This window comes from Actinomadura sp. NPDC048032 (assembly GCF_040653175.1).
GTDB classification, from domain to species: Bacteria; Actinomycetota; Actinomycetes; order Streptosporangiales; family Streptosporangiaceae; genus Spirillospora; species Spirillospora verrucosospora.
The window spans coordinates 1-11,158 of sequence record NZ_JBEZJP010000269.1; the positions used below are offsets into that span (position 1 = coordinate 1).

The 11,158-nt window shown below is 68.7% G+C and carries 13 protein-coding genes; 6 read left to right on the top strand and 7 right to left on the bottom strand.

Annotated features, from left to right (window positions below; translation table 11 throughout):
- The 3 genes from AB0C69_RS28180 to AB0C69_RS28190 all read right to left on the bottom strand — a co-directional run.
- The coding region (locus AB0C69_RS28180) for an NB-ARC domain-containing protein (protein ID WP_360358206.1) at window positions 1–1,127 on the bottom strand (1,127 nt) is incomplete at its 3' end.
- Between the two features lie 659 nt (window positions 1,128–1,786).
- The gene (locus AB0C69_RS28185) at window positions 1,787–1,993 is read right to left on the bottom strand and encodes a hypothetical protein (RefSeq protein ID WP_360358207.1); all 207 of its coding nucleotides are present in this window, start codon (window positions 1,991–1,993) and stop codon (window positions 1,787–1,789) included.
- A gap of 98 nt (window positions 1,994–2,091) precedes the next feature.
- Entirely contained in the window at window positions 2,092–2,457 is a 366-nt protein-coding gene (locus AB0C69_RS28190) for a helix-turn-helix domain-containing protein (protein WP_360358208.1), read from the bottom strand.
- 75 nt (window positions 2,458–2,532) lie between these two features.
- On the opposite strand from AB0C69_RS28190, the gene AB0C69_RS28195 reads away from it, so the two are divergent.
- From AB0C69_RS28195 to AB0C69_RS28220, 6 genes are all read left to right on the top strand, one after another.
- Window positions 2,533–2,940, top strand: coding sequence for a RidA family protein (locus AB0C69_RS28195; RefSeq protein ID WP_360358209.1), 408 nt, complete (start codon window positions 2,533–2,535; stop codon window positions 2,938–2,940).
- A gap of 724 nt (window positions 2,941–3,664) precedes the next feature.
- Window positions 3,665–4,006 (top strand): hypothetical protein, encoded by a 342-nt coding sequence (locus AB0C69_RS28200; protein WP_345173953.1) that lies wholly within the window; start codon window positions 3,665–3,667, stop codon window positions 4,004–4,006.
- A gap of 88 nt (window positions 4,007–4,094) precedes the next feature.
- A complete protein-coding gene (locus tag AB0C69_RS28205; protein WP_360358210.1) occupies window positions 4,095–4,379 on the top strand; it encodes a hypothetical protein in 285 nt (94 codons plus the stop codon).
- Window positions 4,380–4,856: 477 nt separating this feature from the next.
- Window positions 4,857–5,123 (top strand): DUF3303 family protein, encoded by a 267-nt coding sequence (locus AB0C69_RS28210; RefSeq protein ID WP_360358211.1) that lies wholly within the window; start codon window positions 4,857–4,859, stop codon window positions 5,121–5,123.
- A gap of 295 nt (window positions 5,124–5,418) precedes the next feature.
- Entirely contained in the window at window positions 5,419–5,943 is a 525-nt protein-coding gene (locus AB0C69_RS28215; RefSeq protein ID WP_360358212.1) for an ATP-binding protein, read from the top strand.
- A 196-nt stretch (window positions 5,944–6,139) separates the two neighbouring features.
- Entirely contained in the window at window positions 6,140–6,787 is a 648-nt protein-coding gene (locus AB0C69_RS28220; RefSeq protein ID WP_360358213.1) for a TetR/AcrR family transcriptional regulator, read from the top strand.
- A gap of 185 nt (window positions 6,788–6,972) precedes the next feature.
- Here the strand turns inward: AB0C69_RS28220 and AB0C69_RS28225 are convergent, their stop codons facing one another.
- The 4 genes from AB0C69_RS28225 to AB0C69_RS28240 form a co-directional block, all read right to left on the bottom strand.
- Entirely contained in the window at window positions 6,973–8,106 is a 1,134-nt protein-coding gene (locus tag AB0C69_RS28225) for a hypothetical protein (RefSeq protein WP_360358214.1), read from the bottom strand.
- Window positions 8,107–8,417: 311 nt separating this feature from the next.
- Window positions 8,418–9,317, bottom strand: a complete 900-nt coding sequence (locus AB0C69_RS28230; RefSeq protein WP_360358215.1) for an ABC transporter substrate-binding protein — start codon at window positions 9,315–9,317, stop codon at window positions 8,418–8,420.
- On the bottom strand, window positions 9,314–10,420 hold the full coding sequence (locus AB0C69_RS28235; RefSeq protein WP_360358216.1) for an LLM class flavin-dependent oxidoreductase: 1,107 nt from the start codon (window positions 10,418–10,420) through the stop codon (window positions 9,314–9,316). The genes AB0C69_RS28230 and AB0C69_RS28235 overlap by 4 nt, the downstream gene beginning before the upstream one ends.
- Window positions 10,410–11,158 (bottom strand): LLM class flavin-dependent oxidoreductase (locus AB0C69_RS28240; RefSeq protein ID WP_360358217.1); only part of this gene is annotated, 749 nt, incomplete at its 5' end. The genes AB0C69_RS28240 and AB0C69_RS28235, both read right to left, overlap by 11 nt.

Consider the following 11,158-nt stretch of genomic DNA (forward strand, 5'->3'; position numbering starts at 1 on the left):
TGGTCGAGGCTGGTCTGCAGTTCCGCGCTCACCCAGCTGTAGTAGAACTTGGCGCTGTCGACCAGCCGTTCTCGGCCATACTGCCGGAGCGTCTCCAGCAGCCGATACCGGACCCTGCCCGCCTGCTCCTCACGGCTCACAATCGACTTCTCGACCAGCGCGGCGACCACGTCGACGACGTCCGCTCGCTCGACTCCCTTGCCCGAACACACCTCCTCGACGGCCTCCAGATCACAACCCCCGCTGAAGACCGACATTCCCGCCCACACGCTGCGTTCTTGCTGGTCGCAGAGTTGGTGACTCCAATCCATCAGCGCCTGCAGCGTCTGGTGCCGCGGCAGTTCCGCCCGCGATCCCCGGGTGAGCAGCCGGAAGCGGTCGTCGAGTCGTTCCAGCACCTGCTCCACCGAGAGCCCGCGCAGGCGTGCCGCCGCCATCTCAATGGCCAGCGGCAACCCGTCCAGGCGCCGGCAGATCAACTCCACCGCCTCCTGGTTGGCCTCGGTGAGCGTGAACTCGGGCAGCACTGCCCGTGCGCGGTCGGCGAACAACTCGGCCGCCTCCGTGGCGCGCGGCGTGGCGGCGTTCCGATGTGAAGTCCGCTGGTCCAGCGGCAGCGGCGGGACGGGCAGGGTCTGTTCCCCGGCGATCCCCAGAACCTGCTGGCTGGTGGCGAGAATTCGCAACCCTGAGGCCGAGCGCAGCAAGTTCTCGGCCAGAAACGCACACGCGTTGTGAAGGTGCTCGCAATTGTCCAACACCACCAGCATGTGCTTGTCGCGCAGATTCTCGATCAGCGCTTCCAAGGGCGGCCGGCCGGACCAATCCCTGATCTTGAGCACCTCCATGACCGTGGTGGTCAGGAGTTCGGGCTCATCGAGGTTGGCGAGTTCGACCATCCACACCCCGTCGGGGAACTCCCGCTCCAAGCTCGTGGCCGTCCGACCGGCCAACCTGGTCTTGCCGACTCCACCCGCGCCCGTCAACGTCACCAATCGGGACGCGGACAGCAGACGCTTGACCTCGGCCGACTCTCGGCTTCGCCCAACAAAGCTCGTCGCCTCCGCGGGGGGCTTGGACAGCTGCCACCTGGTTGCCTCGTTCGGTCCCGCTGAAGCCATCACCATCCCACCCGGCGTCGCCGCCCAGGTTGCTCTGACCGATGGCCACCCACACTATTGGCGTAAATCCCCATGCAAACCCATGAAAGGGTTAAGTTGCGGTCTGGTGGCGATTGCCGACCATCGCCACCGGTCGGTGACGACTGGCCCGACCTGTGCGCGGAGGCAGCGACCGGAGCGCAGTCACCCCTGGAGTCCGACGCGCTGTTCCTGTCGCAGGCAGCGAGGCCTGTGCGGCGCCGGAGCCGACAATCCGCCGAGTCGAGATCGTCACCGGCTCCGAGGTGACCTCGGCCGACCCCCGCGGCACTGCCACGCCCGCTACGAGAGAAACGCCCGAAGACCGCCTGTCCTCGGCGCGGACGGCCTCCGCTCCGCGGTACGAGACTCAATCGGCCTAGACCACGAGCGTTGGTCTCCAGCGGATTGCCCTTCGACAGGTCGCGGGTGGCCGCCACGTCGGCGGATCGCCGCTGGCAACGGTCGGTGACGGGCCGTTCCGGCCATCACCACCGGTCCAGCGCGGCGCCATCTCGTCGTCGCCATCCGCCTCGGTAGCGATGACCGCCAGGGTGTAGGCGTCGGACATCGTGCAACCGGCGCCCTGCGCCAGAGCAGGGCACCTCGCCTGCGCCGAGTCGCCCACCGGGGCCTCCATCCGGACTTCACGGGTCGTACGCCGAATGAGCGGAGTCGCTCAGACGGGCGGCAAGGGGCATATCGAACGTTCCGCCACCGAAGTCCTTCGATTCGAAGATCAGCTTCCTGAGCGGATTGACTTCGGGACGCCAGTAGCAGGAGAAGACGGCGATGAACGAACCGTCGGCCCGCTGTGAGGGCGCCGTGGCGGACGCCGCGGGGGCGTCCGGCATGCGGCCGTTCGTGTGGGTGACGGCTGCGGCACCCGCGGGAGGCCGCGGGGCCCGTCGGTCTCTCGGCACCTGCCTTCGGTGCCTGCCCGGCGCGGCGGTTAGGTGTGGTCCGCCTCGTCGAATGCGTCCCGTGCGGCCTCGATGGCCGGCAGGTGCCGGTCCGCCCACGCCACAAGCACGTCGACCGGGCCGCGGAGGGTCTTGCCTAGCGGCGTGATGCTATAGGTCACGGCGACCGGGCGGGTCGAGGTCACCTCGCGTTCGACGATGCCATTGCGCTCGAGCCGGCGGAGCGTTCCGGTGAGCGACTTCTGCGTGACCTCCGGGATGGCGCGCCGGAGCTCGTTGAAGCGGCAGGGGCGTTCGCACAGCTCGTTCAGGATGCTGAGCGACCACTTGTCGAGCACCTGGTCGAGGAGCTCTCGGTGCGCGGTGCTGATCCGCAGCTCTGCAGGGGTATCCATCGTGAAACCTGGTCTCGTTGAAGTGTCTTCTTGCGCCTAAGTATCCTGACGATACCTAAGGAGGGGACATTCGTCATGACCGTTCAGCGCTTCACCCCCGCGGGGATGCTTCAGCCCGCCCCGTATCACCACGTGGCCGTGGCCACCGGAACCCGGCACGTCCATGTCGCAGGTCAAGTCGCCCACCAACCCGACGGTTCGCCGGTCCCGTCCGACCTGGCCGGGCAGGTCGCGCAAGCCCTGCGGAACACGGCGACTGGACTCGCCGGTGCCGGTGCGACCTTCGACGACGTGGTGCGGTTGACGTTCTACGTGGCCCGTTGGAGCTCGGAAAAGATCGCGGAGTTCATGGCCGGCGTCGAATCTGTGGCCGACGAGATCGGCATCGGCTCGCCCATGCCGCCGGCGTCGCTCATCGGCGTTGAGGTGTTGTTCGAGCCGGGTGTGCTCGTCGAGGTGGAGGCCACTGCGGTTCTGGACTGAGCGCCGCGGCGTGGCACGGTCCACGAGGTGCACGGAAGCGGCGGCGAGGGCCCACCTCGTTCGCCGCGTCCGGCATGTCAGTCAGCCTGCGGAGTACCGCACGGCGATGTCGAGGACCCAGGTCACGCCGGAGCGGTCGGTGAGCTGTCCGTGGAGCGGAGCCCACAGCGAGGGATTCAGGGCTGGACGGTCCCGTCGTCGGCCAGCCTGTTCCAGTACCTCCCTGCAGCGCAGCAGGGTCGCCGCGCAGCTCGGCGGCGGGCTGGTATTTGGGCCCGGTCAGCAGGTAGTCGGTGAGGTGCGCGGTGTTGGGGAAGTAAAAGACGTGCTGGTCGCGCAGGACGGTCCTACCCGCGGGACCCGTCACCCATCTGTGGGACCACACAGCCATTACCAGAACGGCGGCAGCGCCTATACGTTGCGCAAGTCCACCGAGCCCGGCAACGGGTAGATCGGCTGGTGCTTCTGCCGGACCTGCAAGGCCCGTCTACTACTTGGGCAACGGCGAGATCGGCTGGGGCATCTGCCTGAACAATCCGTCCGGCGCCCCGAGCCATGCCCGGGGTGACCTGGAGATTCGCCGCATCACCATTAAGAGATATAGACCGATCCCTGTGGCCAGCCAGGATCGGCTTAGCCTGGATACCAGGCGACTGCGTTACCAGCACTGCAACACGCATTAGCGCTGCGACATCCCTTCAATCTCCAGCAAGGAAGTGAGCGCATGAAGCGACGGATTCTCACGGCGGTGGCGCTGGTGGGTATTGGTGCCACCGTGACTGCCCTGACCGCGGCGCCGGCTCAAGCGACACCGTCGCCCAGCTGCTGGGCCGCGTTGACGGCCGATGGCCGCGGCATCGGAAGCTGCCAGGGCAACCCTTCCGGGGGCAGTTGGTATCGCGTGCAGGGGCTCTGTGCGCTTCCCTTCCCCAATCCGCCCGGAAGCTTCGTCGTCTCCAGTCAGCCGACCTACGCGTCGCCCAACCAACCGGGAATCGTGGTCATGACCCCGCCCTGCGGCTCGTTGACCTTCCGGGTCACGAATGCGTGGGCGACCAGTTGGTGACGCCTTACCGGCCCATGCTGGCGCTCGCGCGCGCCGAGGACCTCACCCCGTTCGCCTCCCTGGCCTGCTGCAGACCGACGACAGCTTGGTGGGCTTCTTCCTCGACCTGGGCCTCTCGCCGCAGGACGCCTACCGCGCCTGGTCCATTACCCTGCTTCAGGTGGCCGGGTTCGCCGAACTCTGGGACGCCTGGCATGGTCGTCCGCCACCCGGCCTGGACCCGGGCGCCTGGTCTGGCGTACCCACGGAGGCGCACGTCGCGGCGCTCCAGCACCTGCGACGCCAGGCGGTCGAGTCGGCGCACGAATCCCCCGACGCATTGTTCGAGTCGGCACTTACCATGCTGGTCGCAGGGGCGGGGGCCATGCGGTGACCCTCTCACCGGTAACCGATCGCAGGGTCGGCGAGTTACGTCACTGGCACCGCGCTCAGCGTGACCAGTGTCAGGTGGTCGACGGAATCTGGAAGGTCCGGACCGGCGCGGACTGGCGGGACGTGTCCGAACGCTGTGGGCCGGGGTAGACGCTCAGTCAGCTATTCCGTCGCTGGAGCGCGGCGAGATCTGGGAGCGGCTGCTGGCGCACGTCCAGGTGCAGGACGACGCGATCGGGGTGGTGGACTTGACGGCAAACCAACTTGAAACGACCATCAGCCACCTCAGCGACGGCCGACCTCCTGCAGTCGAACGATCTCCCATAACGATGTCCGCAGGGGACGTGTTCGGGGGTGTTTCCGCTACGCGCCGGTAGGAGAGTGGGTGGGACGGCACCGGGTTTATGCAGGTGCGGAGGGGGCCGCGCCGGCCCGGACGCCCGGGGAGAACGCGATGAGAGTCATGCTGAGAGCGGTCATGGACACTCAGGTCTCGAACGGCGCGATCAAGACCGGCAGGTTGCCGGAGATCGTGCAGTCACTGATGGACCGGCTCGATCCCGAGGCGGCGTACTTCGGCCCCGGCGACGGCGGGCGCTGCTGCATCCTCGTCTTCGATCTCCAGGACCCCGCTGCGATACCCGCCATCGCCGAGCCGCTCTTCCAGGAACTGGGCGCGAAGATCGAGATCAACCCGGTCATGACCCGCGAGGATCTGCAGAAAGGCCTTGCCGCGTTGCAGTAGCGCGGAACAGCGCCGCCGCCTCCTGCCACCTGCCGGTTCGGGGCCGACCCAGGCTTGCTCAGCCGAGAAAAAGGCGACCTGGTCCCCATCTCGGCCCACTCCGCTGCGGTCGGTGCCCAGCGTCCTTTTCCGGGCTAAGGGAAGGCGCCCTGAATCTAGGAGAGGCAGCTGCGGAGCCGCACAAAGGACCAGTGGGCCAACCGTCCCGCCTATGTCTGCCACCGCACCGTCACCTTGGCTTCGATCGACCTTTGCTCATGCCTTGATCACTTGGCCTTCGTGACAAGATCTGGGCGTGACGACGTCGTTCCTGACAGTCGGCTTGCCCGGGGCCGGAAAGACCACGAGAGCTCGACAGCTGGCCGAGGAGCACAACGCGCTGCGGCTGACGCCGGATGAGTGGATGCGCCCGCTGTTCGGCGATCCGCAGCCGGCCCGGAAGCGCGATGTGTTGGAAGGACGGCTGCTCTGGCTCGGTCTGGAGGCGCTGAAGCTGGGAACGAACGTGGTCCTGGATTTCGGATGCTGGTCTCATGACGAGAGGTCCGCGATTCGCTGGTTGGTGATGTCTGTGGGCGCGTCCTGTCAACTCGTGTACGTGCCGGTGGACCATGAGACCCAACGTGCTCGGATCGCCCATCGCCAGGCGACCACCCCTGATCAGACCTTTGTGATGAGCGAGGCAGACCTCTTGCACTGGAGAACGCTGTTCGAGGAGCCCGACGCCACGGAACTCGATGGACACGAGGTAGGAGGTCCGCCTCCTGGATGGCCAGGATGGCTGGAGTGGGCCGCCGACAGATGGCCATCCCTCGCGTGAGCCCGACACTGGCGAGGGCCGATCTGCAGGACGGGGCTGTAGCCTCTATGGACCCCTGGGCCCTGCTCGCTCTGCCGTGAGGCTTGCTGAGGCAGCTGACCTGCTACGGGAGCCTCAACGTCGTCTTTGCCCTCTGGTGCCGGGCTCTTGCCCTGGCGCAGGCTTTGCCTCACCGAACGATGCGTAGCGTGAAACTGTGTCGGATGAGATCGCGCGCTCACACGTCCTTGAGGTCGCCGCCCGCCTGTTCGGGCAACTCGGCTATGACGGGACCTCCTTGCAGCTGATCAGTGACGTCCTCGGCGTCGGTTCCGCGGTTGTCGCCGAGGTGGCTGGAGACAAGCGTGCTCTCTACCAGGAGGTCATGCGGCAGGCATTCGAGGCGGAGCGGGAAATGCTGGAAGCTGCCGTGTCCCGGGCGGACTCCGCGCGGTCGGCGGTGCACGAGATCGTCGACGCCTATCTCGATTTTCACGTGGCGAACCCGCAGAACCGTGCACTGTGGGCACACCGTTGGGTGGCCGACGCCGCCGACTTCTCCACCATGGAGGATCAGTACGCCCGGCCGCTGCTCCAAATCGCCGCTCGAAGGATAAAGGACGCGGTCCCCCCGGACGTCAACACCTACTACCTTCTCGGCACCATGGTCTGGTGCGTGCACGGCTTCCTGGGCTCGGGAATTCTCAGCCCCAATCAGGGAATGAGGGACGCGGCTCAGCCAGAGGTCGTCGAGTCATTCCGCGCGCACCTTCACGTCCTTATGGATCGGCTGCTCGCCCCGTGGTACCAGGCGCCCGACGCCCCGGATCCACCGACCAGGCTGTCCGCCCCTCCTGCGGAGTAGTCGACCGGGTTGACGCACTCGCCGGCTCACTGGGCCGGGACGGTTCGCAGCGCATCCTGACTATGGTCACCGAACTTGCCGTGCTGCGCTGACCCCGAGGACCACTCCAGCACGCGGCAGCCCGCCCTCGGCAAGGGCATCGACAACCGCGGCCCCGTGCTGGCGGCATCCTCGGCGATGCGGCGTCACTGCGGGACGGGTCCGTTGACCTCGACCAGTGGGGGTGCGACGAAGCAGACGCAGGGCGAGGTCGTCCCGACGGCCCAGATCGAGGTGCCTGCGCGGGTGAGTCCCTCGACGGTCCCCTCGGCCTCCTCGCTGGTGCCGGTGGTCCAGGCGGTGCCGTTCCAGTGCAGGAACAGCGGCCTGCTCGTCACCCCGCCGTCCGTCATGCGGTAGCCGCCGACCCAGACCCCGCCCCTGCCGTCGGGAGCCGCGGCGCTCAGCCACGACTCGGTCAGCGCGGGCTCAGGCAGGACGCGCCAGCGAGTGCCGTTCCAGTGCATCACCAGCGGTCTGCCCTCATGGTTGCCGACCGCCCACACATTGTTGGCTGAGACAGCGGTGACGCTTTGGAGTTCAGTGTTGCCCGACGGGAGGGTCACCGGGCTTCTGGTCCAGGCGCGGCCGTCCCAATGCAGGACGAGCGCGACGTTGTTGCCCGCGTCGCTGAGGTACCACCCGACCGCCCACGCGTTCGTCGCCGAGAGGGAGGCGACGCCTTGGAGGGTGTTGCTGAGACGACCCGGGTTCGGGGAAGTCATCCGCGACCACTTCGTCCCGTCCCAGCGTTCGACCAGGGTGACCGGGCCGGGGGTGGTGCGGTCGGAGAAGGAGCCGACCGTCCATGCCAGCGTCTTGGAGACCGCCGCTATGTCGTTGAGCCGGTCGGCCCCGACATGCGCTCCGTTGGGTGGCGCGGCGGGCTGGACCGCAGTCCAGACGGCACCGTCCCAGTGCCGGATCACCGGTCCGAGACCGGTGCTGTCGCCGACGGCCCAGACGTCGTCGGACGCCACGGCGCTGACACCGTCGAGGCTGCCCGTGCCCGTCGGCGTGTCAGGAACCGTCACCTCCTTCCAGGCCGTGCCGTCCCAGTGCTCGGCGACCGGATCGGCGGACTCGTACGGCGGATGCTTCTCCCCAACCGCCCACGCGTCGCTTCCGCCGAGCACGGCGACGTCCTTGAGGGTTCCCTCCGCGCTTGAGTGCGGCACCTTCCGCCAGTCCGCCTCCGCTCCTAAGACGGGCGGCGCTCCGGCGAGCACCACTCCCGCCACCGCCGCCATGGGAATCGCGAAACGCTTCACGAACCGCATATGAACTCCTCCCCGCTTCCGCGCTGTGCAGTGGGGACGCCCCGGCGATCATCTCGGTTGCCGTAACCGTCCAACCATTCCGACCGAAACCGGCCTACGCACAGCGCATGCCGTTTCGCGCCCCAGGACGCGGAACGGGGAGAGAGAAGGACGCAGGCTCCGTCGGAGCCAAGAGGGTGGGCGAGGTTCCTGCATCCTCCGACCGGAAGCGGTGAGCTATCGCGAGTGCACGGCCACTGCCACCAGCGCGCGCCTCGTCGTCGCCTGCGGCATCTTGATGCGCAGGGTGACCTACGGGTAGTCGATCGTGTTCACACCAGCTCGTTGACCTCTGGAAGGACGGCGTCGGCCACTCTGACCGGACGCTCGATCAGGCCGTTGGCGTGGAAGAGGTCGGCGGCGTGCTGCTGCTCGGCGACGAAACCGCCGTCCACCGGCAGCAGGCCCCATGGGCGGGTGCGCAGCGCGTGCTCCCAAGCGTCGAGGCTCCCTCCGTCGTCGGAGGCGAAGAGTTCGGCCGCCTCGCGCGGGTTCTGCCGCACCCACGTGTCCGACTCCTGCAGCGCGGAGACGATGGCGGCGAGCTCGTCGCGGCGCCTGGTGGCGAACGCCCGGCTGGTGAACCAGAGCGAACGGTGGCTGAACAGACCGTCGGTCTCGATGACCGTGCGTACTGGGACGCGCCGCTCCACGCCGGTCAGGTACGGGTAGGAGCCGACCCAGGCGTCCACGTCGCCCTTCAGGAACAGCTCAGCGGCGTTGCCATAGGCGTCGACCGGTTCGATGTCGCTCCAGCTGAGCCCGGCCTTCTCCAGCGCGAGAAGGACGAGGGTCGTCTGCCAGGAGCCGTGGCCGAGGGCGATTCTGCGTCCCTTGAGGTCGGCGGGCGAGGTGACGGGGGAGTCCTCCCGGACGACGAGCCGCCCGTTCTCGATCCGCGGTCCGGACACCGCGACGTACACCACGTCGTGCCCCTTGGCCTGCGCGGTGACCGGCGGCGTGGAGCCGGTGCCGATGAAGTCGTAGCCGCCGTCGAACAGGTGGTCGCCGTGCGCGGACGGCAGGCCGCGGGCGGGGTCGGGCCGCTCGCCGGCGGGCAGCGAGCGCAGGTCGACCCACTCCACGTCAGGGACGGCGCGCTCGAGGATGCCCCGGTGCCGCAGTACCCAGAGCGAGTTGTTCTGCGGGAAGTAGCCCACACGCAGGCTCATGACTTGTTTCCTTTCAGCAGTGGGAGGACGTGGCGGCCGATGCGCCGGGCCTCTTCCAGGTGCGGCACGCCCGCGAGGATGAAGGCGTCCACACCGAGGCCGATGAGCTCGTCGAGCCGTTCGGCGACCTGGTGGTAGTCGCCGACCAGGCCGAAGAGGGGGCCTGGCCGCAGCCGGTTGAAGCCGCCCCAGACACCCGGTTGGACCTCCAGGTCCCGGTAGTCGACGGCGCCGGCGGTGAAGGAACGCCCGCGCTGCCAGCCGACGGACTCGCTCGCGTCCGGAGTGCGCTCGTCACCGGCCCGCGCCCAGCCCTCGCGGATCTCCTCCCAGGCCTCTTCCTCGGTCTCCCGGGCGAGGACGTCCACGCGCACCGCGAACTTCGGCGGCGTGTCGCTGTGCTCGCGGACGAGCGCGAACTTCTCCGCCAGGGCGTCGAACGGCTCCAGCCACGAGAGGTAGTAGTCGGCGTGGCGTCCGGCCGCGGCGATCGCCGCGGGGGAGGAGCCGGAGAAGTAGACCTCCGGGAACGGCTGCTCGCGCAGATCGGGCGGCAGCGCCGCGCCCGCGACGCGGTAGAACCGGCCCTCATGGTCGTAGGGGCCGTTCCACACGCCTTTGAGGACGTCCAGGAACTCGGACGTGCGGGCGTACCGGTCGTCGTGGTGGACCTTGTCGCCCCACCAGAGCTGCTGCGGCCCGCCCCCGCCGGAAATGATGTTGTACACGACCCGTCCGCCCGTCGCGGCCTGCAGGGACGCCGACATCCGCGCGGCCTGCACCGGATGCAGGAAGCCCGGCTGGAAAGCGATCATGAAGCGGTAGGCGGAGGTCTCACCGGACAGCGCAGCGGCGGCCGCCCACGGGTCGTCGGTCACCGGGAACGAGGGCATCAGGCCGCCGGCGAAACCGGCTCCCTCAGTGGCGCGCGCCACCTCCGCCATGTAGTCGAGCGGGCCGTGGCCGTCCGGCTCGCCGCCGCGCAGCCCGGGACCGAGCGCGCCCGGCAGGTACGGCCCGAAACCGCCCCGAGTGATGTCGCCCAGGCGAAGCGCCGGAGCGTCCCCCTCCATGGCGATCCGCCAGTAGACGTCAACGGACATGCCCGGCCCCCTCCTTCTCCACGAGCGGCAGGACGCGCTGCGCCAGCCTGTAGGTGTCGGCCACCGGATCGGCCGGGTCGAGGAAGAACTCCGAGACGCCCTCCTCTCGCCGGCGCGCGATGGCGCGGGCCAGTTCCAGGTCGTCGCCCTCCGAGGCGAGATGGAACGGCAGGCGGAGGGCGGCGTCCACGCCGTTCGGTACCAGCGAGACGTCGCCGTCCGGGTCCAGCAGGTGTGCGTCGGCGTGGCGGGCGGACAGGTCGAGCGCCTCCGGTGACGTGCCGGAGAGATAGACCCGCGGGAACGGGCTCGGCACGCGCGAAGCGAGCAATCCGCCGTCCTTCACCTGGAAGTACTCGCCTTCACGGCTGTAGCCGCGCTGGTTCCAGACGCCCTTGGCGATCGTCAGGAACTCGTCCGCGCGCGCGTACCGGGCGGGGCCCTCCAGGAAGTCGCCGTGGGCGCGGGCGACCGCCGGAGGCAGGTCGACGACGAGCCGCCAGGCGAGCCGGCCGGCCGCGTAGCGCTGCAGCGACGCCGACAGCTTCGCCGCGTAGACCGGCGTCGCGGTCCCCGGGTGGAACTCCGCGGTGACCTGCAGATGGCGCGAGTCGCGCAGGAGCGCCGGCGCGAGGATCAGTGAGTCGTGGCCGTCCGGGTCGAACGGGACGAAGGCGCCGTCCAGCCCGGGCGCGCCTCCCGGTGCCAGCGCCCGACGTACAGGGCGCCGCCGACGAC

Excerpts from the sequence above, each read along its gene's own strand:
- AB0C69_RS28235 (WP_360358216.1), bottom strand. The coding sequence starts at position 10,420 with ATGTCCGTTGACGTCTACTGGCGGATCGCCATGGAGGGGGACGCTCCG.
- AB0C69_RS28230 (WP_360358215.1), bottom strand. The coding sequence starts at position 9,317 with ATGAGCCTGCGTGTGGGCTACTTCCCGCAGAACAACTCGCTCTGGGTA.
- AB0C69_RS28190 (WP_360358208.1), bottom strand. The coding sequence starts at position 2,457 with ATGGATACCCCTGCAGAGCTGCGGATCAGCACCGCGCACCGAGAGCTC.
- AB0C69_RS28200 (WP_345173953.1), top strand. The coding sequence starts at position 3,665 with ATGAAGCGACGGATTCTCACGGCGGTGGCGCTGGTGGGTATTGGTGCC.
- AB0C69_RS28185 (WP_360358207.1), bottom strand. The coding sequence starts at position 1,993 with ATGCCGGACGCCCCCGCGGCGTCCGCCACGGCGCCCTCACAGCGGGCC.
- AB0C69_RS28225 (WP_360358214.1), bottom strand. The coding sequence starts at position 8,106 with ATGCGGTTCGTGAAGCGTTTCGCGATTCCCATGGCGGCGGTGGCGGGA.
- AB0C69_RS28195 (WP_360358209.1), top strand. The coding sequence starts at position 2,533 with ATGACCGTTCAGCGCTTCACCCCCGCGGGGATGCTTCAGCCCGCCCCG.
- AB0C69_RS28210 (WP_360358211.1), top strand. The coding sequence starts at position 4,857 with ATGGACACTCAGGTCTCGAACGGCGCGATCAAGACCGGCAGGTTGCCG.